The 25,339-nt window shown below is 37.8% G+C and carries 23 protein-coding genes; 15 read left to right on the forward strand and 8 right to left on the reverse strand.

Going from position 1 to position 25,339, the window contains the following annotated elements; genetic code table 11:
• Positions 1–9: 9 nt before the first annotated feature.
• Together RGB74_RS04745 and RGB74_RS04750 are read right to left on the reverse strand one after the other, a co-directional pair.
• Positions 10–861: a cobalamin-binding protein gene (locus RGB74_RS04745; RefSeq protein ID WP_310761855.1), complete on the reverse strand. Its 852-nt coding sequence runs from the start codon at positions 859–861 to the stop codon at positions 10–12.
• Between the two features lie 12 nt (positions 862–873).
• On the reverse strand, positions 874–1,356 hold the full coding sequence (locus tag RGB74_RS04750) for a divergent PAP2 family protein (RefSeq protein WP_310761856.1): 483 nt from the start codon (positions 1,354–1,356) through the stop codon (positions 874–876).
• 116 nt (positions 1,357–1,472) lie between these two features.
• On the opposite strand from RGB74_RS04750, the gene RGB74_RS04755 reads away from it, so the two are divergent.
• The 5 genes from RGB74_RS04755 (at position 1,473) to RGB74_RS04775 (ending at position 5,633) form a co-directional block, all read left to right on the forward strand.
• Positions 1,473–1,850, forward strand: a complete 378-nt coding sequence (locus tag RGB74_RS04755) for a DUF309 domain-containing protein (RefSeq protein ID WP_310761857.1) — start codon at positions 1,473–1,475, stop codon at positions 1,848–1,850.
• A 75-nt stretch (positions 1,851–1,925) separates the two neighbouring features.
• Positions 1,926–3,416 carry a leucyl aminopeptidase gene (locus tag RGB74_RS04760; RefSeq protein WP_310761858.1) on the forward strand — a complete coding sequence of 497 codons (1,491 nt, stop codon included), beginning with the start codon at positions 1,926–1,928 and terminating at the stop codon, positions 3,414–3,416.
• A 290-nt stretch (positions 3,417–3,706) separates the two neighbouring features.
• Positions 3,707–5,026 (forward strand): Na+/H+ antiporter family protein, encoded by a 1,320-nt coding sequence (locus tag RGB74_RS04765; protein WP_310761859.1) that lies wholly within the window; start codon positions 3,707–3,709, stop codon positions 5,024–5,026.
• A 119-nt stretch (positions 5,027–5,145) separates the two neighbouring features.
• A complete protein-coding gene (locus tag RGB74_RS04770) occupies positions 5,146–5,412 on the forward strand; it encodes a PepSY domain-containing protein (protein WP_310761860.1) in 267 nt (88 codons plus the stop codon).
• Positions 5,413–5,483: 71 nt separating this feature from the next.
• Entirely contained in the window at positions 5,484–5,633 is a 150-nt protein-coding gene (locus RGB74_RS04775) for a hypothetical protein (RefSeq protein WP_310761861.1), read from the forward strand.
• Positions 5,634–5,895: 262 nt separating this feature from the next.
• On the opposite strand, the gene RGB74_RS04780 is transcribed toward RGB74_RS04775, so the two are convergent.
• Positions 5,896–7,065, reverse strand: coding sequence for a CapA family protein (locus RGB74_RS04780; protein ID WP_310761862.1), 1,170 nt, complete (start codon positions 7,063–7,065; stop codon positions 5,896–5,898).
• Between the two features lie 110 nt (positions 7,066–7,175).
• Here RGB74_RS04780 and kynU point away from each other — a divergent pair, with 110 nt between their 5' ends.
• The 4 genes from kynU to RGB74_RS04800 all read left to right on the forward strand — a co-directional run bounded on the left by kynU (position 7,176) and on the right by RGB74_RS04800 (position 10,815).
• On the forward strand, positions 7,176–8,447 hold the full coding sequence (kynU, locus tag RGB74_RS04785) for a kynureninase (protein ID WP_310761863.1): 1,272 nt from the start codon (positions 7,176–7,178) through the stop codon (positions 8,445–8,447).
• Between the two features lie 14 nt (positions 8,448–8,461).
• The gene (kynB, locus tag RGB74_RS04790; RefSeq protein ID WP_310761864.1) at positions 8,462–9,085 is read left to right on the forward strand and encodes an arylformamidase; all 624 of its coding nucleotides are present in this window, start codon (positions 8,462–8,464) and stop codon (positions 9,083–9,085) included.
• Positions 9,086–9,378: 293 nt separating this feature from the next.
• A complete protein-coding gene (locus RGB74_RS04795; RefSeq protein ID WP_310761865.1) occupies positions 9,379–9,684 on the forward strand; it encodes a hypothetical protein in 306 nt (101 codons plus the stop codon).
• A gap of 6 nt (positions 9,685–9,690) precedes the next feature.
• Positions 9,691–10,815, forward strand: coding sequence for a conserved virulence factor C family protein (locus RGB74_RS04800; RefSeq protein ID WP_310761866.1), 1,125 nt, complete (start codon positions 9,691–9,693; stop codon positions 10,813–10,815).
• Between the two features lie 12 nt (positions 10,816–10,827).
• Here the strand turns inward: RGB74_RS04800 and RGB74_RS04805 are convergent, their stop codons facing one another.
• The 4 genes from RGB74_RS04805 to RGB74_RS04820 are packed head-to-tail and all read right to left on the reverse strand — an operon-like array spanning position 10,828 to position 15,320.
• The gene (locus RGB74_RS04805) at positions 10,828–11,898 is read right to left on the reverse strand and encodes a Ger(x)C family spore germination protein (RefSeq protein ID WP_310761867.1); all 1,071 of its coding nucleotides are present in this window, start codon (positions 11,896–11,898) and stop codon (positions 10,828–10,830) included.
• On the reverse strand, positions 11,895–13,001 hold the full coding sequence (locus RGB74_RS04810; RefSeq protein ID WP_310761868.1) for a GerAB/ArcD/ProY family transporter: 1,107 nt from the start codon (positions 12,999–13,001) through the stop codon (positions 11,895–11,897). Before RGB74_RS04810 ends, RGB74_RS04805 begins: the two co-directional genes overlap by 4 nt.
• Complete coding sequence (locus RGB74_RS04815) at positions 12,988–14,469, reverse strand: spore germination protein (RefSeq protein WP_310761869.1); 1,482 nt, start codon at positions 14,467–14,469, stop codon at positions 12,988–12,990. Before RGB74_RS04815 ends, RGB74_RS04810 begins: the two co-directional genes overlap by 14 nt.
• A gap of 2 nt (positions 14,470–14,471) precedes the next feature.
• Positions 14,472–15,320 (reverse strand): alpha/beta fold hydrolase, encoded by an 849-nt coding sequence (locus RGB74_RS04820; RefSeq protein WP_310761870.1) that lies wholly within the window; start codon positions 15,318–15,320, stop codon positions 14,472–14,474.
• Between the two features lie 1,189 nt (positions 15,321–16,509).
• Here RGB74_RS04820 and RGB74_RS04825 point away from each other — a divergent pair.
• The 6 genes from RGB74_RS04825 to RGB74_RS04850 all read left to right on the forward strand — a co-directional run bounded on the left by RGB74_RS04825 (position 16,510) and on the right by RGB74_RS04850 (position 24,185).
• Positions 16,510–17,892, forward strand: a complete 1,383-nt coding sequence (locus RGB74_RS04825; RefSeq protein WP_310761871.1) for a class II fumarate hydratase — start codon at positions 16,510–16,512, stop codon at positions 17,890–17,892.
• A 228-nt stretch (positions 17,893–18,120) separates the two neighbouring features.
• Positions 18,121–20,037, forward strand: coding sequence for an asparagine synthase (glutamine-hydrolyzing) (gene asnB, locus RGB74_RS04830; RefSeq protein WP_310761872.1), 1,917 nt, complete (start codon positions 18,121–18,123; stop codon positions 20,035–20,037).
• Positions 20,038–20,114: 77 nt separating this feature from the next.
• Positions 20,115–20,537, forward strand: coding sequence for a S1 domain-containing post-transcriptional regulator GSP13 (gene yugI / locus RGB74_RS04835; RefSeq protein ID WP_310761873.1), 423 nt, complete (start codon positions 20,115–20,117; stop codon positions 20,535–20,537).
• A 373-nt stretch (positions 20,538–20,910) separates the two neighbouring features.
• Positions 20,911–22,074, forward strand: coding sequence for an iron-containing alcohol dehydrogenase (locus tag RGB74_RS04840; protein ID WP_310761874.1), 1,164 nt, complete (start codon positions 20,911–20,913; stop codon positions 22,072–22,074).
• Positions 22,075–22,228: 154 nt separating this feature from the next.
• Complete coding sequence (locus RGB74_RS04845) at positions 22,229–23,578, forward strand: glucose-6-phosphate isomerase (RefSeq protein WP_310761875.1); 1,350 nt, start codon at positions 22,229–22,231, stop codon at positions 23,576–23,578.
• 202 nt (positions 23,579–23,780) lie between these two features.
• On the forward strand, positions 23,781–24,185 hold the full coding sequence (locus RGB74_RS04850) for a YugN-like family protein (RefSeq protein ID WP_310761876.1): 405 nt from the start codon (positions 23,781–23,783) through the stop codon (positions 24,183–24,185).
• A 327-nt stretch (positions 24,186–24,512) separates the two neighbouring features.
• Here the strand turns inward: RGB74_RS04850 and RGB74_RS04855 are convergent, their stop codons facing one another.
• Positions 24,513–25,274 (reverse strand): potassium channel family protein, encoded by a 762-nt coding sequence (locus tag RGB74_RS04855; RefSeq protein ID WP_310761877.1) that lies wholly within the window; start codon positions 25,272–25,274, stop codon positions 24,513–24,515.
• Between the last annotated feature and the right edge of the window lie 65 nt (positions 25,275–25,339).

Raw genomic sequence — 25,339 nt, forward strand, 5'->3', positions numbered from 1 at the left:
GCAGTGAAGCTAAAGAAGACGGGAAGGGCTTGTCGTCTGCCACGTCTTCGTTAACCAACGATCTTCATCCGATGGTAAAAACGCAGGATATTGGTCTGGATGAACAAGAGCAGCAAGCCTTTTTAATCCGAAAATCAGCCGAGGAGAAGGACGGCAAAAGAGTGATTCCTCCAGCTTTATAATTTCAGTATTCATTTCGTTATACAGATCATCCCATCCGGGCCGTTTTTGGATGTGATCAGGCCGCATTTTTGACGTTTTTACACCAACCCACACCATTCCAATTACTTCGGGTTTGCGGCTCACAACATCTTCCCATGTTGTTTGAAGACTTGCCAGTTCAACATCCTGAAACACGTTCGTACAGCCTGCCAGTTCTGCTATTTCAGTTAACCAATTCGTTTTTCCGGGTGTGAAAACCGGCTTTGGCCACCATTCGAAATAAATCTTCTTTCGGTCTTTTATAGTTTGACTTATTTTTTTGTATTGAATCATTTCGTTTTTCATCCAATGAACAGTATGTTCTGCTTGTTGTATTGTTTTCGTTCTTTCACCGAGATCCAACAAATCATTCTGAATATTCTTTAATGATTGTGGATTGTAGACGACATGCGGGATGTTTCGTAATTTTAGTTCATCAACATTCTTCTCCATTCCAGGTACACTCAATGAAGCTAAAACTAAGTCCGGTTTCATGGATTCTACTTTATCCATATCAATAGATAAATCTGGACCTAGCCTTGGAAGGTGCTGAATTTCATGTGGCCAATCAGAAAAATCATCAACGGCTATTAAATGGTTTGTTAATCCTAAAAAATGTATAAGTTCAGTATTGCTCGGACAGATTGAGATGAGTTTCAATAATCGAACCTCCTAAGCTAACAATAACCACGAAAGGAGCAAGGTTTGAAGAATACCAAGCAATCCTCCAAAGAAGACTTCGCTCGGACGGTGACCAAGAAGCTCTTTTAATTCTTTTCTTTGTTCTTCAACCTTTTTTTGCTGAAATTCATCGGACTCTCTAACATGGTTTCTGAATTCTTCTACTAAGTCATTCAATACAGCGGCTTGTTCTCCTGCATGCCAGCGAATTCCTTTAGCATCATACATAACGATAATAGCAAACATCGTAGCAATCGCAAAAAGTGTAGAGTTTATCCCGTGCTCAGCTCCAACAGCTGTCGCTAGTGAAGTTACAGAAGCTGAATGTGAGCTGGGCATTCCTCCTGTACTGAAAAAAAGTTCCCATCTCATTTTTTTAGTTTGAATATAATGAATAGGTATTTTTATAAATTGTGCGGTGAAAACGCCCAATAATGCAGCGATTAATGGGAAGTTGAATATAAGATCAGACATGAATGACTTCCTCTCATTATGGTGGTTTTTAGTATGGCTATTTTAACTAGTTGTTACCCGATTTGAAAGAGCTTCAATCTTTGGTAACATGAAAAAAGGGGGGGAGTTTATCTCACATGGAATTTTTTCCTCAAGATTATTATGAGTTCTTTGTTGTGTTTAATGATGGTGATTATTATACGGGTCATGATTTGTTAGAAGCAGTGTGGCTAACCGATCGCAGTAACTTATTCATTAAAGGATTACTGCAGATGACGGTTGCTTTGTATCATTACGAGTATGGAAATGTGAAAGGTGCCCGTCAAATGATGAGAGTGGCCGAAAACTACTTAACTCCTTACAAGCCTCGCCACTGGCATTTAGATCTAATACCTGTTCTTCATTTTATTGAACAATGCTTATCTTTAATTCCATTACATATTGATAAAGTCGATTTTTCAGAAGCTCACCAATTACCTTCTTTGCCAAGACTATTTATCAATTTAGAGGAATAAGTGCGATTGAATTCGAAATATTCTAATAGAAAGAGTATAATTATTGTTGATGAGGAAAATAAAGGGGGAACTTTTATGTTTACGATTAAACAACATTGGGATACAAAAGAACAACAAGAAGTCCTACTGGTCGGTTTATTTCAAGAACCAAAATTTTCAGGAGTATTAGCTGACATAGATCAAGGTTTGCAAGGAAATTTACTGGAGCTTATTAAAGATGGGGATATTTCAAACAAACCTAAAAGCATTAAAAAGCTGAATACATTTAATAAAATTGGAACAAAGCGAATTTATTTTGCCGGTTTAGGCAAACGGGAAGACTTGACTTACGAAAAAATCCGAAATACATTCGGAAGAGCCGTTCAGGAAATTTCTAAAGAGAAGAAAACACATTTCTCGGTCTTATTCGATACATTCTTGACCGATCATCTTTCTACCGAAAAAGTGGCTCATGCATTCAGTGAAGCAGCAGGTACAGCTGTCTATCAATTCGAAAATTATAAAAAGAAATCAAATGAACCTGATAAAAAGATAGAACAAGTAACGGTTTATACAGAAAAAAGTGAAGCTGAAGCTGGATTAACAAGTGGCTTTGCCTATGCGAAGGGCATTAATTTTGCTCGTGATCTTGTAAATGTTCCAGGGAATCTGTTGACCCCAACAGATCTTGCAGCCGAAGCCATTGATACTGCTCTCGAATATGGAATGGAATACGAGATTCTTGAAAAAGAAGACATGGAAAGACTCGGAATGGGAGCCATTCTTGCAGTGAGTCAAGGATCTGATCAACCTCCAAAAATGATAACGGTAAAATACCAAGGTAGAGAAACTTGGGATTCGGTTGTTGCTTTAGTTGGAAAAGGATTAACATTCGATGCGGGTGGTTATTCGATCAAGCCTGCGGCAAACATGCATGAAATGAAAAGTGATATGGGCGGCAGTGCTGCTGTATTAGGAGCAATGGAAGCAGTCGGCCGTCTTAAGCCGGAAGTAAACTTATTGTTTGTGATCCCTTCATCTGAAAACTTAATTAACGGAGCTGCGATGAAACCTGGAGATGTAATCACTTCATTAAGCGGTAAAACGATTGAAGTGAGAAATACGGATGCAGAGGGGCGTCTTATTTTAGCAGATGCGATTACCTATGCAAAAGAACAAGGAGCCGAATTTATCGTTGATGTAGCCACATTAACAGGCGGTGTATTAGTTGCACTTGGTGATTGTACAACTGGTGCACTGACAAATGACGGAGGCTTTTATGACAAGGTGAAGCAGTCCGCCGAAGAGGAAGCAGAGCTCTTATGGCTGCTCCCTAGCTTTCAGCCTTATAAAGACATGCTCAAGTCAAGTGATGTAGCCGATCTTAACAACTCAACGGGCAGACTTGGCCATGCTATTACTGGCGGTCTTTTCGTTGGTGAATTCGCTGAAAAAACACCGTGGGTTCATTTAGATATCGCCGGCACAGCTTATAGCTCCAGAGGCTCTGAATTGGGTCCAAGGGGAGCAACTGGTGTGATGGTGCGCACGCTAACAAACTTTGTCAGAAACTTTAAAGCAGAATAGATTGAAATGCTTGGGGAGGTGATCCGATGATTCGGATCATCTTTTTTTGTTGACTGGAGGAGCTTTTAGAGAATTAAGCCTCTCGTTGGTAGGATTAGGGCTCCCCTCATTTACATTTAACATTATCGTTAGTAAGATCATCCCGAAATATCTATTATGAAGGCGTATTCCATTGGATTTATTCAAATAGGTTGCTTGACACTCATAATGTTACATGGTAATTTGTTAAAGGTTTAACAAATTAGTGATTTAGCGAAATAAAGCGTTAAAGATTTTGAGGGGGAAACAAAATGAATGCCGTAGTATTAGCGGTTGCCGTTATGCTAGTACTAAGCCTTTTACGTATACATGTCGTGATTGCCTTGCTCGTAGGATCTGTAACAGGTGGTTTAGTTGCAGGTATGGGGTTAACAGAAACGATTGAAGTATTTACAGAAGGATTAGGTTCAAATGCAGTAATTGCGTTAAGCTATGCCTTATTAGGAAGTTTTGCAGTAGCATTATCACGAACTGGACTTCCGGAATTAATGGTTAGTAAAGCTATTCTGCTTGTAGGAAAAGAAGGAGAAGCTAGAAAGAAATCATTATCGAAAGTATTGATCTTATTAGTCATTTTAATGATATCTAGTTTCTCACAAAACTTAATACCGGTTCATATTGCTATTATACCTATTTTTATTCCACCGCTATTGACCGTATTAAATGAACTGGAAATTGATAGACGTCTTGTCGCCACAGTTATTACGTTTGGTTTAATCACACCTTACATGTGGTTTCCGGTTGGCTTCGGAAGTATTTTTCACGAAATTCTTCAAACTAATATGAAAGATAGCGGTTTATCCGTAAAATTGGATCAAATTCCTTCAGCAATGACTATACCGTCTATGGGAATGATTGTTGGTTTATTGATTGCCATATTCATCTCATACCGAAAACCGAGAAAATATGAAAATCAAACAATCGGGACACCAAATATACAAAAAGCAACTTATACAAAACGATCCATCATCGTAGCTGTTTTAGGGATTGCTGCAACACTTATTGTTCAGCTGCAAACAGACTCCATGATCTTCGGAGCTCTTTCAGGGATTATCGTTCTTTATTTTAGCGGATCTTTAAAGCTCTCTTCATCTGATCATGTCTTAACTGAAGGTATGAAGATGATGTCGTTTATTGGGTTTGTTATGATTTCTGCAGCAGGTTTTGCAGCTGTTATGCGCAAAACAGGTGACGTGAAGTCATTAGTAGAAAACAGTGCTGCTTTTATCGGTAACTCAACTGCTCTCGGAGTACTATTAATGCTAGTAATTGGGTTGCTTGTTACGATGGGAATCGGTTCTTCTTTTTCTACGATTCCAATAATCACGACAATCTTTGTTCCCTTATCAGCTGAACTTGGGTTAAGTGCCATGGCAACAATCGCAGTAATAGGAACGGCAGCGGCACTTGGTGATGCAGGTTCTCCCGCATCAGATTCAACGCTTGGGCCAACATCAGGATTGAATGTTGATAACCAGCACAATCATATTTGGGATACATGTGTTCCAACTTTTCTGCATTACAACATACCTCTAATTGTTTTTGGATTTATAGCAGCAATGGTTTTATAAAAAAACGTGTGCCGTTTCAACAGCTAAGCTGATGAAGCGGCGTTTTGTTTTAGCTCATTTAAAATGTGATTTGAAACTTTATTCAAATCCTTGGCGTCAAAGTAATGAGGAGGGATGAAATGAATAAAATTGTCCTGATTTTATTACTGATTTTTGCAGCAAGCGGCTGTGACCTTTCCAAATCGAAAATATCAGAAGAGCAGGCGAGAGCTATTGTAGTTAAACATCACTACAATAATATAGGTAAGATAAAAATCATATCAGTTAATCATGAAAATGGTGAGTATCAGATAAAATGGGACAATAAAGAAAATTGTGAGAGCGGTACTTACTATGTAGATGATAAAAGCGGGAAAATAATAAAGGGTGAAGCATCAATTTGTTAAAATTAGTGAGTTGAAACCAGCCTATTTTTTTAGAAAAAATTACACATCCTAATGGTAAGGAGGGATTGTAAATGGCTAAAAGAAAACATGCCGTAGATGCAGCTAAAAGAAACAACCAAACACCTACTGAAAGCATGACAAATGTTGAGTTTTCTAATGAAACTTTTGCAGATGAAATACCGAAAAGAGACACGCAAAGCCCGCGTTCTAAAGGGAAATAATAAAAGCTGGTAAGGTATAAGCTTGTCGTTAGGCATAGCAACGGTGAAATAAAAAACTGGCTGTTTAGGGATAAAAGTACTTGGGAAGCCCTTTTTTTGCTCTATTGCTAAACAAAATTGTTTTTGAAGCCCTTTCAACGGCATTTATGACTACGGAACGCGTGCCAAACGGAAAATACGCGCGCCATACGAGAAATATGCCCGCCATACAAAAAACGAGCTGACTCCTAATGCAGCCTGCATAAAAGGAGTCAGCTCTTCTTTACTCAAAAAAATTCAGCTCAGGTACCCATTGATTCATATGAGCTTTAATTTCTTCATATTTGCTCTTCATATCCGGAAGGTCTTTCATCGGATGAATGATAAAGGAACGGTCTACATAAGTTGGCAGAAATTTTGGTTCAGTTAATGCCAAGGCTGTTTCTTCACCTTTTATATGTTTTGTAATCGTAAGCTGAACCATACCGCCAATATCTTTATAATCACGTCGCTGTCCAGACAGGAAATTCCCTAGCGAATAAATAACAAAAGTCTTTGAACCATCACTTGCCGTTTCCCATTTTACCGGTTGAAGAACGTGAGGATGGTGGCCGATAATAATGTCTCCGCCAGCTTCTGTCACTACTTTTACGATCTCCTTTTGAAAATCGTTCGGCATTCTTTCATATTCATTTCCAAAATGAAGAGAAACTACAGCGATATCCGAGATTTTCTTTGCTTCACCAATCTCTTTTTTGATTTTTTCTGTATCGATTAAATTAACGAGATGTTCTTTTCCGCTAGGTATAGGTATCCCGTTAGTACCGTATGTATAACTCAAAAAAGATACGGTAATATCGTTCTTTTTCATGAATCGGATATTTGCCCGATCTTCATCAGAGGAAAAAGCCCCCGTATACATAACGCCAATTTCATTCCAATAATTTAATGCACTTAATATAACTTTTTCTCCACGGTCCAGTGTATGATTGTTGGCCAACGTAACAAGATCAACACCATTGTCTTTTAAAGCGTTTCCAACTTCATGCGGGGAATTAAAAGATGGATAAGAAGACAGCCCTAATTCTGTTCCGCCAATCATTGTCTCTTGATTGGCCATTGTTATATTTGGCTGTGAGAGAAAAGATTTTACAGGACCAAAGTTAGAATTAAAATCATACTTTCCAGTTGATTGTCTTGCTTTATTGTAAACTGTGTCATGTATTAATATGTCTCCAACCGCAGCAAGAGTAATACTGGTTGTTTTTTCTACAGGCTTCGGGTTTTCAGCCGCTGGTTTTGGTGAAGTTATTTGTTTAACTTCTTTATTTTCTTGTACGAGTTCCGTTTTTTCTTCAACCGTTTGTCTTTCTGAGTTATGATACAAATATAAAAGTGCGATGGTGAATACGAAAACAGAAACAATGCCGGTTAACCACCATAGGCGTTTCACTGGCAACACCCCCTTCTCACTATCATAATGGAAAAAGACAGGGAAAGTATACGACAAATTACACGGAAATGAAAACGATTACAAGACGAAAGGCTCGGAGGATGATAAAAATGATCGAAATAACGCGAGAAACGTTAAGTCTTTTAGATCAGAATGACCCGCTTGCTGCTTTTAAAGAAGAGTTTCATTTGAAAACTAATACCATTTACTTAGATGGAAATTCTTTAGGTCTACTTTCGAAAAGAGCCGAGCAATCGGTAATAGATGTATTGAATGATTGGAAAGAACAAGGAATCGATGGGTGGATGGGCGGAAAATATCCATGGTTTACACTCAGCGAACAGCTTGCAGAAAAGCTGTCAGTACTAGTAGGAGCAAATGCAAACGAAGTAATCGTAACAGGTTCCACTACAGTAAACTTGCATCAGCTTGCTGCTACTTTTTTTGAACCAAAGCCAGGGAAGACAAAAATTTTAGCAGATGAACTCACATTTCCTTCAGATATTTATGCACTGCAAAGCCAGCTTAAATTAAAGGGATTAAATCCTGAAACTGAGCTGATTCAAGTAAAGAGCCAAAATGGATTGACATTAGAAGAAGACGATATCATTGCAGCTATGACTGATGATGTAGCTTTGATTTTGCTTCCTTCTGTTCTTTATCGGAGCGGTCAGCTCTTGGATATTGAGCGTTTGACAAAAGAGGCGCATAAACGAAATATTCCAATCGGATTCGACCTCTGTCATTCAATAGGTGCAATCCCCCACGAATTAAGCAAATGGGGTGTGGATTTTGCATTTTGGTGCAATTACAAATATGTAAATGCAGGTCCAGGCGGAGTTGGCGGTCTTTATGTAAATCAAAATCATTTTACAAAAACAGCAGGTCTATCTGGATGGTTCGGAAGCAAAAAAGAGTCGCAGTTTGATATGGATCATACATTTGACGGAGAAGAGTCAGCGGGAGGTTTCCAAATCGGCACTCCCCATCTGTTAAGCACTGCTCCATTAATCGGATCGCTTTCCCTTTTTGAAGAGGCAGCGATAGAAAAAATCCGTACCAAATCATTAAATCTTACACGAATGTTGATGGATTTGATTAATCAAGAAATAAAGGGGGAATTTCAAATCGTCAATCCACTGGACGATGAGAGAAGAGGAGGCCATGTCGCTTTGATGCACAGTGATGCTGCCCGGATTTGTAAAGCTTTAAAAGAGAATGGAATTGTACCGGATTTCCGCGCGCCCAATATCATTCGATTGGCACCAGTTGCACTTTATAATTCTTTTAATGATGTGTATAATGCTGTTCAAATTTTGAACAAGATTATGAAAAACAAAGAATACGAAAAATATGAAAATAAGCGAGAAGTAATCGCTTAAGGGGTGGAGAAAAAATGAGATTCATTGATATTTCGATGCCGCTCTATAACGGTGTTCCTGGGTGGCCAGGAGACACCCCATTTTCGTTCGAACTCGCGTGGACAAAAGAACAATCGGGATCAGTTAACGTAGGGAAGCTTGAAATGAGCACACATACCGGAACACATATCGATGCGCCTTTTCATTTTGATGGTGATGGCAAACGCGTATTCGATCTTCCGATTGAACTATATTCAGGTCCTGCAATCGTGATCGACGTTTCTGGGGAACAGGAAATCACGTTAAACAGCATAAAAGAAAAACTAAAGACAGGTACAAAGCGTGTCCTTTTTAAAACAAACTGCTGGAGTGACCGAACCACATTTCCAGAGAAAATAGTACCTGTCATGCCTGAGATTGTGCCTTTTCTAAAAGACTGCGGTGTGGGACTGCTCGGTGTAGACATGCCGTCTGTTGATCACTTGGACAGTAAAGAACTAGATGCGCATCACACTCTTCATGAACATCACATTCACATTTTAGAAGGATTGGTTCTCGATGATGTAGCTGAAGGAGAGTATGAACTTATTGCGCTCCCTCTAGCATTAAAAGAAGCGGATGGAAGTCCGGTTCGGGCCATTTTAAGAGAATTACGCTAAATGACGGTTTTCCTTCCTGTCTTTTAAGTAAGACAGGAAGGTTTAAACACCTTATCCTACATATTTGGTTGAAATATCCAGACTTTTTCTGATTTACCCAGACTTTTAATCATGAAACCCAGAAATATTGACTTTAATCCCACACAAATGCTAGATATAACCACGAACCACCAAAATTCGACAATGCCGCAACTTCATCCCAAAATCTATAACCACTCCATTAAATCTGCTTTTTTGAGATTTTAATAAACGTTCCTTATAATAGGGTATATGAAGCTTTTTGGAGGAAAACTATGTATCAATATGGATTTATGAATTATTTTGAAGGACAGCTGGAGTTTAATCACTATGACATTGCACAAGTTGGCCCGTGGTATAACGTATACCTTTCTTTTGATATAACGAATATCGAAATCCTTCCTGAAGGAATTAGTGAACCGAGTGCCCTTATCGTGTTCGATAAAGATGGAGAAATGCAAGAAATCATTGCTCACGATGAAGGTGTAGATTGTGAATATAAATTTACGGATCAAGAAAAGGACCAAATCGTTGCCTTTTTACAGAAGATAAATGTGAACCAATACATTGTAAAGGAGTGAAGGTGAATGAAAATCACAGGAATTGAACCGACGCCAAGCCCCAATTCAATGAAGATTAATCTCGATGAAACATTGCCTGGAACTGAACGCTATAACTATACAAAAGATAATGCAAAAGGTGCTCCTGAATTCATACGTGAAATGTTAAAGATAGAAGGTGTAAAAAGCATCTACCATGTTGCTGACTTTATAGCGCTCGATCGAAATCCAAGATCAAAATGGGAAGATGTTTTAGCTGGTGTCAGAAAGGTTTTTGGTCAGGAAGAAGAACACTCAGATGCTGATACAGTTACCGAAAAAGAGGATGAAATCACTGAGATCATGGTTCTTATCCAAATGTTCAGAGGACTTCCTATGCAAATTAAATTAAAGACAGAAAAAGAAGAAAGACGAGTGGGGCTGCCTGAAAGATTTACGAAAGCAGCATTAAAAGCACAAGAAGCTTCTGATAACTTAGTGATGGAGCGGCAATGGGAAGAGCAAGGTGTTCGCTATGGCACTTTTGAGCAAGTTGGGAATGAAGTAGCAGAAGAACTAGCAGCTGTTTTTCCGCAAGAAAGACTGGACCAATTAGTCGAACAGGCTTTTAATAAAAACCAGACAGTTGAAGATGAGGAACAAGTTTCAAAATCGGAAGTAGCTGAAAAACTGCAGGACAGTGACTGGCAAACACGATATGCCGCATTGGAACGTATGAATCCTGCTATAGAAGATATTATGATTCTAAAACAAGCTCTAAAAGACGAAAAGCCTTCAATTAGAAGACTTGCAGTTGTTTATTTAGGGATGATTGAGGAAGAAGCGGTGCTTCCGCTTCTATACTTAGCCTTATCAGATAAAAATGTTTCGGTTAGACGAACGGCGGGGGATGCGCTCTCAGATATCGGTAATGCTAAAGCTATTCCAGTAATGTGTGATGCCCTTTCAGATAAAAATAAACTTGTCCGCTGGCGCGCTGCTCGTTTTCTCTTCGAAGTAGGGGACGAATCTGCAGTTCCCGCATTAAAAGCAGCACAAGATGACCCTGAATTTGAAGTTTCTCTGCAAATAAAAATAGCACTAGAACGAATTCAAAGCGGCGAAGAAGCCGCAGGAACAGTATGGCAGCAAATGACAAAAAGCCGCGAATAAACGCGGCTTTTTTTATTGAGAAATACCTGACTCGGTAATAGTTACATTATATTTTACTTTGATATCTAAGTCTTGATAATTATTTTTCCATCCTTTTTGATCAAATGCACGTGTTCTCGAACGAACATGTTCTCCAACTCCAATCGGATCAATATTTAGTTTTTGAAATTTGGCGATAAGCTTCTGGCCATCTCTATTTAATTTTTTTTCGATATTTCTTTCAATTCCTTTAATTACTTTTGGATCTCCAGCATTCACTTTTGTATATTCAGTAAGTCTTCCTTTTACATTAATATTTAGCGTTACATGATGATGCGGCTTAGAGCGGATGTCATAACGGACCTTACTTTTAAGGATTTCTAGATTCCCTTTATACTTTTTAGAAGTAAATTGATAACTGCCCTCATTTAAATTTTGATACAAAGTTTTGAATGGAAGAAGATGTTCTTCATCTATTGTTCCAACCATTTTATCCTTTTGAAAGAGAGCTAAACCTTTGATTTTTACAGAGTCTTTTCTACGAGACAAAAAGGGAAGGATGGGATCCATGCAATCTGAAAAATAAGCATATAAAAAATTATGGAAATTTAAATGCGGTAAGTTTGAATAGTCCTCATTTTGCTTTATGAGGCTGCTATAAAAGTTCCCATCATGATTTGACAGATTGTTATCTACCGTTAAAATTTCTTTTGTGTTTTCTTTCGTGATGGCGAGGTAGATGGCTCTGCCCACGCCCGGATCCCTCTGAATCATATCCAGCGTATCCATTATTCCCTCTTTAGCGATTTCCTCACTGAACAAAACCGTATTCAATTTTCCTACGAAGATAGGTCTTGCTACCATTTCATTTAATTCTGCTCTTACCTCCTTTGCGGTTTCACCCGCAGCGGTGAGATCTTTCATTTTAAACGTTTGCTCATCAATATAGATGGGATAGAGGATAGTTCCTGAAATATTGGCTTTTTGTGAATATTTATCAAATCCGAGTGAGCGGACCATCGTAATATCATCTAATACTTCTTTTTCTGTATTACAAGCGGTTAAGAAGAACAAACACAATAATATAGAGAGGTATTTCTTCATTGTTTCTCTCCTTTTTTCATTAAGCTAATGATAAAGAGAAGGGGGATATAGGCATATAACAAATAAAACCCAAACTTACCGATTATATTATTAAGTTCATCAACTTTAAAGCGAGTCGTAAAAACAGCAGGCGTAATAAATAAAATGAAAGACAAAGGGATTAATGCAATTCTTTGCTTGATATCAAACATTCTATTTAGGCCTCTGCTAGACGTCCAAAGTGCCAAAGCAAGATTAATTAAAACAACGATTGCAAAAAATGCGATTCCAATATATTCAAATCGTTCCAAGACCGGGAGAGTAACAATTTTCCATTCTTGAAGAGTTGGCCATGTTAAACCTTGTAATTGCTTCGGACTAAAATACATAAGGGTAGAAATCGTCGTCAGCAGATAAATAAAGGTTGTAGTAGCTGCTCCAAAATGTGCCCATTTTTGTGCTTTCTCAGTTTCTTCCAAATATGGATAATAAGCGAACAAATATTCAATCCCAAGAAAACTCAATGCCATGACTTTGAACGCTTGATAATAATTATTAAAGCTATAGTCCATGATCGGCAGCAAATTAATTACGTGTCCATATTTGATAGGGAAATAGTGAGTGAGGATAATCCAAATCGTTAAAACAAAACAGAAATAGGCAATACCGGTTACCACTCTAAACCCTTTAATGACTATATAGTAAGTTAAAGCCGTAAAGATAAAAGACAAGGTCCAAATGGGTATACCCGGAAACATCCAGTTTTGGATCGCTTCAATGTACGTTCGTAAAATAACGACTCCCGTTACTAAATAATAAAAGGTGAAAATGGAACTCAAAAGCAGGGAAAGCCACTTCCCGAAAAACTGATGATGAATGTTAAAAATATCCCCTCCGTGTTTGTTTAATATTTTAAACATCATCCAAATGACAATATGAATGACTACCCCGCCGAAAATTACAACAAGCCAGCTATCTTGATGAACAAACTTGGCAATGTATCTGACAAAACCGAGAACCCCTACTCCTATTTGACCACCGACAATAAGAAAATATACTAGCTTTGGAGCGATCTTCGCATTTTTATGAACAGAAGGAGGTAATTTGCTTTTATTCAAATTCATCGATATCCCTCTTTTTCCACCAGCTTATTTTCTTCTTTTCTTTAACCATTAATTGATCTGGTCTATTTTTTTGAACGTAAAATGGCAGCCTTACGAATGAATCCTTCCAATCTGAAATTCTGGGCGGATATATAGGAGCTAAATAAGGTCTGTTCAACGAAGTTAGCCCTAATAAATGTGTAATGATAAACATTAATCCGAGCGTCAAACTTAGAAGTCCCCAAAACTGTGAAAGAATAATCATGGGAAAACGGACAATTCGAATAGCATTACTCATCCTATATACAGGTGTAGTAAATGAGGCAAGTGCAGATAACGCTACAATAATTAACAAAACATTACTCGTTAGACCTGCTTCAACTGAAGCTGTTCCGATGACGATACCTCCTACGATACCGATCGTTTGACCAACTTTTGTGGGTAGCCGGGCACCTGCCTCACGTAATAATTCAATCGTTAATTCTAAAAAAAGAGCTTCAAGGACTGGCGGAAAAGGAATGTCTGTACGTGAAGTCGTTAACGTCGACAAAAGGTCATCAGGAATCAATTCAGGATGATACGTGATTACAGAAACATATAGTGGAGTAGCAAAAATCGAAAACAGCACGGCAATCATCCGCATGATTCGAAACATAGATGCGATGGGCCAAGATACAAAATAATCATCAAAAGCGGAAAAAAATTCAACTAAAGAAGCCGGTCCATACACACCATGTGGTGAACCTTGTGTTAAAAAAGCAATTTTACCTTCAATTAAGGCGGCAACAATTCGATCGGGGCGTTCTGAATCGATCAATTGCGGGAATAAAGACATCTTATTATCTTCTATCATTTGAATAAGGTAGCTGCTGTCTAAAATATGATCATAGTCAATTCCAGCTAATCGATTTTTTAAAGTCTTTACATTTGATTCGTTCGCTATATCTTTAAGGTATAGAATCGCAACTTTCGTTTTCGTTCGCTGTCCGATCTCAATAAATTCTATATTCAGAGCAGACGTAGGCAGCCTCTTTTGGATTAAGAGTAAATTCGTCTCTAAATTTTCATTGAATGCTTCTTTCGGTCCAATAACGCTAAACTCCACTTCAGGAACAGAAATAGGCCGCAAATTCGGAGCCTTTTCAACATGAACAAATACCATGTCATTGGAAGATCGTTTTTTTAACGCTACGCATCCTTGAAGTATCATTGAATTAATCGTTTGTTTATCAGGGTCTTCTTCATAATGTTTATTGCTAAAAGGAAGTTGTTCAAACATTTCCTTGCATTTCAACGATTGATTTTTTTGCATAAAACAAAGAACTTCTTTGTTAAATCGTTCTTGATCAATTAATGATTCAATAAAGCCAGAAATCCAATCAGACATACCAATCTCTTGCCAAAGTATATTATTATCGAGTGCTTTGTTCTCATTTTGTTGTTCGATTGGATTAGACTTAATAGATTTTCCTGTATTAAAAAATCGCATTCTTATTCCGCCTCTATAAAACGAATGATTTCGTTTGATATTTCATCGGGCTTTTCTTCCATTAATAAATGACCGCACTTTTCATAAACAATCAGCTCTGCGTTTGGGAGATCTCTCTTCAGTCTATATCCCGTTTTCACAGGCATTACTTTGTCTTCCTTTCCCCAAATCATAAGTACCGGCTGTGTAATTTCCTTTAGTTCTTGTGAAGTCATATCACCTTCACGCTGCCTTAATAATCTTATTAGAGAATCGATAAAGGCGGCTTCACTTATGGGTTTCTTGTATCCGTCAATCAACTCCTGAGTGACAAGGGCAGTATCATGCAAAACGGCCGTCAGGTTTTTTTTAACGTCTTTTTTTTGTATCCAATTTCGCATCCCCCATGTGAACAAAGGCAGGTATGAGCAGACGATTAAAGGATGACTTGCTTTTTTCACATAAGAACAGCAGCCGAGCAGTATGAGCTTTCCAATTCGGGCTGGCGCTTTTTTTGCTGCATGCATGCTAATTTGACCACCCATCGAATGTCCGATAAGGATGGCATCTTTAATGTTGAGTTTGTCTAAAAAATCTATAATGAGCTGACCATAGTTACATAGGCGATAAATAAACGTTGTCGATTTTTCGCTTTGACCAAACCCAGGGAGGTCTAAGGCAATAACATTATAATATTCTGTTAAATACGGCAGCAATTTTCGAAAACTGATAGTAGAAGATAAGAATCCGTGTACGAGTACAACGACTTTGGCATCAGGATTCTCATGTTCGTAATATTCATAATAAATTGTTACGCCGCTTACTTGGATCTTAAATCCGGGTGCATATGTATTCTGCTCATTTACGGCCATTTAATCGCTCCCTCCGTTCTAGTAAAATTCCTATGGATTATTTTTCCCAATGAAACGAAGGATACAATGTGCAATTATTTCCTTTCTATGATTGAAAATTAAAAAAACTGTCCGTGTTTTCTGAAAAACGATCGTGGTAGGAAAATACAAGTGAAATACGAAAAATACGGGCTGCTTCAGCATTTCATCGTCAAGCTTTAGCGGCTTAAAACTCGAGGTCACTTTCCTCTTTCCTTGTGGCGGGTCTTCAGTCAAGGTAAAATGCTAGCACCACGGGCAAAAATGCAAAATCAATTTGCTAACAACACAAACTGTGTTTTCTTTGTCGTGTCTTATCGGTTGTTTCAGCTTTTCCTTGTCCAGCTTCAACGGCTTAAAGCTCGAGGTCACTTTCCTCTTACCTTGTGACACAAAGAGCGTGTCTTCAGTCAAGAGTTAAGTGCTGGTCGCTTTTTAACGAGCCGTTTCAGCACTTCGGACCATAAATGTGCGTTTGTCTCTATTCCTCTTTGCTTACTTCGGACATATTTTAATATGGAGAAAGAACGCATAAAGAAATGAAGGAGGTAGGCAGGATGGCATATCCATATTACTACCCGTACTGTTATCCGTATGGAGGATACGGCGGATATGGCTACGGTTGGATCTGGGCTGTATTTATAATTTTGTTTATTCTCATCTTGATATTCGGCGGCTGGTGGTGGTGGACCACTAGAGGTTAAAAGAAGGGGCTTGGAGGTAGGGTCTTCAAGCCTTTTTTACTTTTAAAGATTGTATGATTGGATAGCGTTGCGGGGATAATGAAAGAAAAAATGGAGAGATGATATGCATAGTCGGCAAACAGTCCGCTATATTTGTGAAGAGTATATAAGCGGGAACTGTTACTATTATAAAAGTGAAATTATTACCCATGATAATTGGAAAAACCTTGACTCCCTTTCCTGGTCAAGTCCCCGTCCAATTTCACGAAAAACCTTTTTAAAACAAAAAAAAGCTGGCTTTAAAACCGAGTACAAGTTCATCAAAAAAGAACCAGCGAAAGTAATAACTTTACCGAAACTATCAAAACCGTCTTTTTAGGCGGTTTTTTATATAGATTAAAAAAATCAAATTGAAATGAAATGATTACATATATTTTGTAAGAGGGAATACAAGTATTATGGACTTTCTAATACAAGGAGTGAAAACAATGAAAAAATATAGAACGGCAAAAGATACATTAGGTGAGATACAAGTGCCTGTTGATGCTTATTATGGTGCACAAACACAAAGAGCAGTTGAGAATTTTCCAATAAGCGGACTTCGATTACCGCCTGCCTTTATAAAAGCACAAGCAATCATTAAAGCTAGTGCAGCTCATTCCAACAAACAATGCGGTGTTTTGGATTCAAAAAAAGCGGAGAGTATTATTCAGGCTGCAGAGGAAATTTTAGAAGGCAAGTGGCAAGATCAATTCGTGGTGGATGCCTATCAAGCTGGGGCGGGTACATCTCAAAATATGAATATGAATGAGGTTCTTGCATCGCGTGCTGCTGAAATAATGGATGGAGAAAAAGGGGATTTTTCAATCGTTCATCCTAATGATGATGTTAATATGTCTCAATCTACCAATGATACGATTCCAACTGCTATACAGATTTCAATAGCGGCTCAGATGCATGAAATTTTATATCCGGCAATTGACCATTTGATTGCTGAATTATATGAAAAAGAAAAAGAATTCGACGCTATCGTAAAGGCTGGCAGAACACATCTGCAGGATGCCGTTCCCATTCGATTAGGAAGCGAGTTTAAAGGCTATAAAGGGGCTATCCAATCAGTTAAAAAATCACTGGAACATGCTGAAGGATCACTTTATGAACTCGGACTCGGCGGAAATGCTGTGGGCACTGGGATCAATGCGCACGAGAATTATGCAAAGCTCGCGATTGAAGAGATTGCACATCGTACGGGACTTCCTTATGTACAAAGTGACAACACGTTTACTTTTATGCAGAATACAAATGCTGCGATTAGAATCAGCGGGCATTTAAAAGAACTGGCTGTCCATCTTATTAAAATCTCAAGTGATTTACGTTTGTTAAGCAGCGGACCGAGAACAGGGCTCGCTGAAATCAGCTTGCCAGCCGTTCAACCGGGGTCTTCTATCATGCCAGGCAAGATTAACCCCGTTATCCTTGAAAATTTATATATGATTTGTTCTCAAGTAATCGGTAACGACACATGTGTTACGACTGCTGCAATCGGAAGTCAGCTGGAAATTAACCCAATGATGCCAGTAATCGGCTACAATGTTTTGCAATCGATCACAATCATCAGTAATGGCATGTCTGTTTTTACAGAAAAATGTTTAAAAGGCATTGGAGCAAATGAAGAAAATATAACAAATTGGCTAGATCAAAGCTTATCTCTTGTAACGGCGCTGAATCCTCATATTGGTTATGAAAAAGCAGCATCAATTGCAAAGGAAAGCTTTGAAACGGGGAAAATGCTAAAACAACTTTTAGTGGAGAAAGGAATCTTTACTTCTGAAGAAGCTGAAAAAATATTAGATCCTAAAAACATGATATAAAATAATTTGTTGTAACATTCATATTACTTTCCTCGACAAATATAGTACAGATTCCTTGTTTTTCATTTTTTTGACAAAAATATAGTAAAGTCTGTAAATTAAGCGTTATAATAGAGAGGTTCATTCTCAGATTAAGGGATTAAATAGATATATTGGAAAACTATTTAACGGTTTGATCGAAATGGGATGAAAGTGAACTTTGAGCTATATTATGGGAGGAAATAGAAAATGTGTGGCTTTATCGGGTATATGTTAAACACTCCGGAGTCGGTTGAACAAAAAGAAACAGAACAGCTTATTAATATGACGAGTATTATTACCCACCGCGGACCTGATGACAGTGGTCACTTTGTAGACCAGTATGTTCGATTTGGGTTTCGTCGTTTAAGTATTATAGATATAGAGAGCGGAAAGCAGCCACTATCCTATGAAGATGACCGTTATTGGATAATCTTTAACGGTGAAATATATAATTATGTTGAAATAAGGAAAGACCTAGAAGAAAAGGGATATGAATTCAAGACTCACTCTGATACAGAAGTTATATTAGCTCTTTTCAGTGATCGACGTGAAGAAGCTATGAAAGTCCTTCGGGGAATGTTTGGATTTTTGATCTGGGATAAAGAAACGAAAGAGCTTTATGGTGCAAGGGATCCTTTTGGAATTAAGCCTTTCTTTTATTTAGATGATGAAGATGTACTGTACTGTGCCTCTGAAAAGAAGAGTATTACTCTTGCAAAAGAGAATCAAAAGGTAGATACCGAGGCACTTCATCATTATTTAACTTATCAATTTGTACCAGAGCCGATGACGATGACGAAGGATATAAAAAAATTAGAACCAGGTCATTATTTTATTAAAAAAGCGGGAAGACCAATGGAGATCAAACCGTATTGGAAACCTTCTTTTGAACCGAAAAAAATGACCTTTGAAGAAGCAAAGGATGAAATCCGATCAGTGATGCGCGATTCTGTAAAAATGCATATGCGTTCGGATGTTCCTGTTGGAGCCTTCTTGTCTGGCGGAATTGACTCCAGTACAATTGTTGCTCTTGCAAGTGAACTTCACCCTGCTTTGAAAACGTTCACAGTCGGTTTTGAAAGAGAAGGCTTTAGTGAGATTGATGTTGCCGTTCAGACAGCAGCTGCACTTAATGTTGAAAACATTCATTATCTTGTGAAACCTGATGAATTCATGAGGGAGCTTCCGAAGATCATCTGGCATATGGATGATCCAGTCGCAGACCCGGCAGCCGTGCCGTTATATTTTGTAGCAAGAGAAGCTGCTAAGCATGTGACTGTTGTATTGTCTGGTGAAGGTGCCGATGAGCTGTTTGGTGGATACAATATTTATCATGAACCTCATTCACTTCGTCATTTATCTTCGATGCCAAAAGGAATTACAAAAGGTCTTGCGGCAATCGCCAGCGTTCTTCCAGAAGGAATTAAAGGTAAAAGCTTTTTAGAACGAGGGAGTATGACAATTGAAGAGCGTTACATCGGAAATGCAAAAATGTTCTCAGAAGCAGAAAAAAGCAAACTGCTGAAAGAATATCGTTCTGCTTATAATTATAAAAACATTACAAAACCTTTATATGAAAAGGCTAAAGATTTTCATGACGTCCATAAGATGCAATACATTGATCTGCACACATGGATGAGAGGTGACATTCTTGTTAAAGCGGATAAAATGACGATGGCTCACTCCTTGGAATTAAGGGTTCCTTTCCTGGATAAGGAAGTGTTCAAAATAGCTTCGAAATTACATCCGGAATTGACTGTCACTAACGGAACAACAAAGTATGCTTTACGAGAAGCGATGAAAGGAATCGTGCCTGAATCCGTATTATATCGTAAGAAGTTAGGCTTCCCGGTTCCGATCCGCCATTGGCTGAAAAATGAAATGTATAGCTGGGCTAAACAATTAATTTTAACAAGTGAAACAGATAAATACTTAAATAAAGATGTAGTGCTTCAACTTTTAGATGCACATAAAGACGGAAAAGGGGATTACAGCAGAAAAATCTGGACCGTTCTTATGTTTATGCTTTGGCATCAAGTGAATATTGAGGGAATTTATGATTTTGGCAATGAGTCGATTCAAAATGCAAAAAGCGAGAAAGAAATGTTAGTTACAAGCCTTTAACACTCCTTTTTTAAGTTTTGCAATGTTGTCTAGTTATGTTATACTAAACAGGTTAAAAAATAGTTAGGAGTGTTTTCATGAATTTTGAAGTTGGTAGCATTGTTGAAGGAAAAGTTACAGGCATTAAGCCTTTTGGCGCGTTTGTTGCATTAGATGATAATGTACAAGGTCTTGTGCATATTTCTGAAGTTTCTCATGGTTTCGTTAAAGATATTAACGACACATTAAGTGTAGGGGATGTTGTGTCAGTAAAAGTATTATCTATTGACGAAGACAGCAAGAAAATTTCACTTTCAATCCGTCAAACACAGGAAGCTCCAGCACCGGCACCTAAAAAAGAGCGTCGTCCTGCTGGCGGATTCAACAACAACAACAAGAAAAGCAACAACAATACACAAGACGCTAACAAAGGTTTCAACACGCTTGAAACTAAGTTAAAAGAATGGTTAAAAGAGTCTTCAGATCGTCAAGCTCAACTTAACAAGCGTCTTAAAAAATAAAGAAAACCTCTCGTTGGAGAGGTTTTTTTATTTGGTTGAAAATAAAGTTCGATCAGGTTCTGCATGTCCTTCTAGGCTAAGTTCTTCTGAATGCTTAAATAAGAGTGTTAAACAATATAGACTCGAAATCCCCAATCTGCTTTGGTAGATCTACCCTTCATCTTGGTAGATTACCTAATCTTAGCAAACATACTATTGGTCCTCCGATGAGAGCTTTCACTAAATCATGATGTTTTTATACATTTATTTATTTTCTTAGCATGAAGAAGGCTTGATATACAAACGCTAAAAGCTGGGCTAAGCTAATTACTTTACTTCATGAATTATGTCCCACATAATACGGATTACATGAAGTATAAAAGGAGAGATTGCAATGAATTCGTATATATATTTTAATCCAACTCGACTCGTTTTCGGAAAAGGACAGCTGTCTTCATTAAAAGAAGAACTGGGCACTTACGGTAAAAAAGTATTGCTCGTATATGGCGGAGGCAGCATTAAAAGAAGTGGATTATATGATGCAGTTTTGAACGAATTGAACAATATGGGAGCAGAAGTAAGTGAGCTGTCAGGCGTTGAACCAAACCCAAGACTATCAACTGTTAAAAAGGGTGTAGAAATCTGTAAAGAGAAGGGTATAGAGTCCTTGCTCGCAGTTGGCGGAGGAAGTGTAATCGATTGTACAAAAGCAATTGCAGCAGGAGCGAAATATGATGGTGATGTTTGGGATCTTATCACATTAAAAGCTGCTCCTAAGGAAGCTCTGCCTTTTGGGACCGTTTTAACCCTTGCTGCAACTGGTTCAGAGATGAACTCAGGCTCTGTTATTACAAACTGGGAAACGCAAGAAAAGTATGGCTGGGGAAGCCCGCTCGTATTTCCTAAGTTTTCGATTCTGGATCCAACATATACTTTTACGGTTCCAAAAGATCAGACAATCTACGGAATTGTAGACATGATGACACACGTCTTAGAACAATACTTTAATAATGCTGAAAATACACCGTTACAAGACCGGTTTGCAGAGTCCATTTTATTGACGGTTATGGAAACTGCACCGAAACTTTTAGATGATCTTGAAAATTATGACCTTCGTGAAACGATTCTTTATAGCGGAACGATGGCTTTAAACGGCACATTACAAATGGGTCTTCGAGGAGATTGGGGCAGTCATAACGTAGAACACGCTGTATCAGCGGTATATGATATACCGCATGCAGGCGGTTTGGCTATTCTTTTCCCGAACTGGATGCGTCATAGTGTAGATATTGACGTTGCTCGATTTAAGCAGCTTGCAACTAGAGTTTTTGGAGTAGAAACTGAAGGCAAGTCTGATAAAGAGGTGGCAATGGAAGGGATTGATCGTTTATCAGCATTTTGGACATCACTTGGTGCACCTAATGCATTAGCAGACTACAAAATCGATGATTCAAAACTCGATTTGATTGCAGAGAAAGCGATGGCAAGAGGAGAGTTTGGAAACTTCAATAAACAAAATAAAGATGATGTATTAAAAATATTACAAATGTCATTATAAAGAAGGGGTAACTCCCTTCTTTTTCATTAAACAATACCAAATTAAGAATATTCCGTATATTTTTAAGAAACCGTTTACATGGACAGGCTTTCTTGATTTGAACGAATGCTTTGTATAAAGTGATAGAATAAAGGACTTTTTAGGAGGATTACATATGACAAAGAAGCTGAGTTTTGATTATAGCAAAGCGCTTTCTTTTATTGGACAGCATGAAGTTGATTATTTTACAGATGCTGTGAAAGCTGCACATAGCGCCATTCATAATAAAACAGGTGCAGGCAACGACTTTTTAGGATGGGTAGATCTTCCGGAAAACTACGACCGTGAAGAATTCAGCAGAATTATGAAGAGTGCAGAAAAAATTAAAAGTGATTCAGATGTTCTAATCGTAGTCGGTATAGGCGGTTCATACCTTGGAGCACGTGCTGCAATTGAAATGTTGAATCATTCTTTTTACAATTTGTTAGCAAAAGAAGATCGTAAAACACCTCAAGTTTTCTTTGCAGGACAGAACATATCATCAACTTATGTAAAAGAATTATTCGATGTATTGAAAGACAGAGATGTTTCAGTCAATGTAATCTCAAAATCAGGTACAACTACAGAGCCTGCGATTGCTTTCCGTATTTTTAGAAAGTTTTTAGAAGAAAAGTATGGAAAAGAAGAAGCACGTAAACGCATATATGCAACAACAGATAAAGCACAAGGTGCTCTAAAAACATTAGCGAATGAAGAAGGATACGAATCATTTATTATTCCTGATGATGTAGGCGGACGTTATTCTGTTCTTACAGCAGTTGGTCTTCTTCCAATCGCAGTAAGCGGTGTTAACATTGAAGATATGATGAATGGTGCTAAGGATGCAGCTAACGACTTCAACAATCCTAACCTTTCTGAAAATGGAGCTTATCAATATGCTGCTGTTCGTAATGCCCTTTATAATAAAGGCAAAACAATTGAATTAATGGTGAACTATGAACCTGGACTTCACTATGTATCTGAATGGTGGAAACAGCTTTATGGAGAGAGTGAAGGAAAAGACTACAAAGGAATCTATCCTGCTTCCGTTGATTTTACAACGGACTTGCATTCTATGGGACAGTATGTTCAAGAAGGACGTAGAGATCTTTTTGAAACAGTATTGTATGTTGATCAAGCCCGTGAAGAAATAACGATCGAAGAAGACGATAAAAACTTGGACAAGCTGAATTTCCTAGCTGGTGAAACAATGGATTTTGTTAACAAAAAAGCGTTTCAAGGAACATTGCTCGCTCATTCTGACGGCGGCGTGCCAAATCTAATCGTAACGATACCAGGAATGAATGCTTATCATTTTGGATATTTGGTGTATTTCTTTGAAAAAGCATGTGCGATCAGTGGTTACTTATTAGGAGTTAACCCGTTCGATCAGCCTGGTGTTGAAGCATATAAGAAGAATATGTTTGCTCTTCTTGGCAAGCCAGGATTTGAAAAAGAAAAAGAAGAACTTGAAAAACGACTATAGAAGTATGAAGCCTGATCAATTTGATCGGGCTTTTTTTGTGAATTTTAAACCGAAAAAAGTGAAGCTGATTTACGTTGCAGGATTCACGCTTTTTTGTGAGACGGGTGGCTTTCTAGCGTATAAGCCTCATATATCTTAAAGAAGAAATAAAAAACCGCAAAATGGAAAGGCTAATCATTAGGAATGATAAAGGAGGCCTAACATGAAGCCGATTAAAAGTAAGATTGAGAATGAATACATAGCTTTGAATGAGGCAGAAGACGCATTGAAAAGCCTAGGCTTTTCTTACGGCGGCAATTGGGACTATGACCATGGATATTTTGATTATAAATTAGATGATGAAGTCGGATATACGTTTCTCCGAATTCCTTTTAAAGCTGCTGAAGGAGAACTGGACAAAAGAAACACTGTCATTCAAATCGGAGAGCCATTCTTATTAGCGCATAAATATCAGATTGGGCTTGATGACAATGTTGGAGCAGTAAGTGTTACAGGAAGTTTCAATCAATTTTCAGAGCCGCAAGATCCAGATGCGACGATCGATAAGAAATGGATTGATATTGCAAAAGATCTCGTAAAGAAAGTAGAAACAGAATTAATGAAATGAGAAAAAGAAGACTCGAAAGTGAAACGAATCACTTTTGAGTCGTTTTTTGTAATTCAGGTACTTGTTTTTTCATTATTTCGCATTATTTTCTTGAAAATACAAGTTAGAACGCCTAGATAGATCGACTCCGGTTAAATCTTTCGTTGTTACTCTACTTTTGATACTTATATTTCATTTAATTCCACGGTAATCTCAATAATCCCATGATAATGTCTGATATATCCACGTTAATTTCGTTAATTCCACGGTAATGCCCAATATATCCACGCTATATTAATTTATTCGATTTTAGAACTAAAAAAATGACCCAATTGATTGCTGCATCATTTATTTATATTTTAAGTGCTTTACCATCTCAATCGCTGCCAAATTAGAAGTATGAATGATGTAGTCGGCTCCAGCTCTTTTCGCATTTGTTGATTGTTCCTTTGTTAGGATTTCTGCATGAATCAGTACTTTTTCATTTAGTCCGCGTGCTGTCAAAATAGATAAAATGGTATTCATATCTGCTTCAGGTTCCTTTAAGTTAGAATCCGCTGTGATCAATACCAATTTTGCTTTTGTAATATTAGCTTTTATCCAAGTTCCATCCTCAGAAGGTTTTCCTTGAATATAATGAATACCCTTTTGGTATAAAGGGTTTTCTTTTAGTGAATGATCGATTAAAACTAAGTGATAAGCTGTCATTTCGTTTACCAAAGTTTTCAAGGTATTACGTGATCGTTCATTCCAGCCAACTATGATAATATGTTCTTCATTTTTATACATATTTTTCCCTTCAAAAAAACGATTTTCATTTTTTATTACCGTAGCAGCAAAGTGTGCAGTCAAGAAGGCTAAGTATCCTCCTCCTAAAAAGACAAGTATAATAGCTAGTACACGAACGGCTTGTGTTTTTGGTGCAATGTCTCCGAAGCCCACCGTCCCGGCTGTTATTACTGCCCAATAGAAACCTTCAAAAAGGGTATGGAAAGTTTTTTTTTCCAAGTGATGAGCTATAACCGCACTGGATATTAGAATGATAAAAAGAATCAGACCAACCCGAATCAGCATCGGTAAACGTAAATATTTATGATATATACCGCGCATGTACCTCATCCTCCTATTAGCACTATTGCCATAATAGATAGATGCTTATACGAAAGAGGCATAAA

Origin of the sequence: Bacillus sp. NEB1478 (assembly GCF_031582965.1) — a bacterium.
Taxonomy (GTDB): domain Bacteria; phylum Bacillota; class Bacilli; order Bacillales; family Fictibacillaceae; genus Fictibacillus.

What these genes read in the sequence shown, in the direction of transcription:
- RGB74_RS04825 (WP_310761871.1), top strand. Translation starts at nt 16,510, where the DNA reads ATGAAAAAATATAGAACGGCAAAAGATACATTAGGTGAGATACAAGTG.
- kynU (WP_310761863.1), top strand. Translation starts at nt 7,176, where the DNA reads ATGATCGAAATAACGCGAGAAACGTTAAGTCTTTTAGATCAGAATGAC.
- RGB74_RS04815 (WP_310761869.1), bottom strand. Translation starts at nt 14,469, where the DNA reads ATGCGATTTTTTAATACAGGAAAATCTATTAAGTCTAATCCAATCGAA.
- RGB74_RS04775 (WP_310761861.1), top strand. Translation starts at nt 5,484, where the DNA reads ATGGCTAAAAGAAAACATGCCGTAGATGCAGCTAAAAGAAACAACCAA.
- kynB (WP_310761864.1), top strand. Translation starts at nt 8,462, where the DNA reads ATGAGATTCATTGATATTTCGATGCCGCTCTATAACGGTGTTCCTGGG.
- yugI (WP_310761873.1), top strand. Translation starts at nt 20,115, where the DNA reads ATGAATTTTGAAGTTGGTAGCATTGTTGAAGGAAAAGTTACAGGCATT.
- RGB74_RS04755 (WP_310761857.1), top strand. Translation starts at nt 1,473, where the DNA reads ATGGAATTTTTTCCTCAAGATTATTATGAGTTCTTTGTTGTGTTTAAT.
- RGB74_RS04855 (WP_310761877.1), bottom strand. Translation starts at nt 25,274, where the DNA reads ATGCGCGGTATATATCATAAATATTTACGTTTACCGATGCTGATTCGG.
- RGB74_RS04840 (WP_310761874.1), top strand. Translation starts at nt 20,911, where the DNA reads ATGAATTCGTATATATATTTTAATCCAACTCGACTCGTTTTCGGAAAA.
- RGB74_RS04795 (WP_310761865.1), top strand. Translation starts at nt 9,379, where the DNA reads ATGTATCAATATGGATTTATGAATTATTTTGAAGGACAGCTGGAGTTT.
- RGB74_RS04765 (WP_310761859.1), top strand. Translation starts at nt 3,707, where the DNA reads ATGAATGCCGTAGTATTAGCGGTTGCCGTTATGCTAGTACTAAGCCTT.
- asnB (WP_310761872.1), top strand. Translation starts at nt 18,121, where the DNA reads ATGTGTGGCTTTATCGGGTATATGTTAAACACTCCGGAGTCGGTTGAA.
- RGB74_RS04800 (WP_310761866.1), top strand. Translation starts at nt 9,691, where the DNA reads ATGAAAATCACAGGAATTGAACCGACGCCAAGCCCCAATTCAATGAAG.
- RGB74_RS04770 (WP_310761860.1), top strand. Translation starts at nt 5,146, where the DNA reads ATGAATAAAATTGTCCTGATTTTATTACTGATTTTTGCAGCAAGCGGC.
- RGB74_RS04810 (WP_310761868.1), bottom strand. Translation starts at nt 13,001, where the DNA reads ATGAATTTGAATAAAAGCAAATTACCTCCTTCTGTTCATAAAAATGCG.
- RGB74_RS04820 (WP_310761870.1), bottom strand. Translation starts at nt 15,320, where the DNA reads ATGGCCGTAAATGAGCAGAATACATATGCACCCGGATTTAAGATCCAA.
- RGB74_RS04750 (WP_310761856.1), bottom strand. Translation starts at nt 1,356, where the DNA reads ATGTCTGATCTTATATTCAACTTCCCATTAATCGCTGCATTATTGGGC.
- RGB74_RS04805 (WP_310761867.1), bottom strand. Translation starts at nt 11,898, where the DNA reads ATGAAGAAATACCTCTCTATATTATTGTGTTTGTTCTTCTTAACCGCT.
- RGB74_RS04845 (WP_310761875.1), top strand. Translation starts at nt 22,229, where the DNA reads ATGACAAAGAAGCTGAGTTTTGATTATAGCAAAGCGCTTTCTTTTATT.
- RGB74_RS04760 (WP_310761858.1), top strand. Translation starts at nt 1,926, where the DNA reads ATGTTTACGATTAAACAACATTGGGATACAAAAGAACAACAAGAAGTC.
- RGB74_RS04850 (WP_310761876.1), top strand. Translation starts at nt 23,781, where the DNA reads ATGAAGCCGATTAAAAGTAAGATTGAGAATGAATACATAGCTTTGAAT.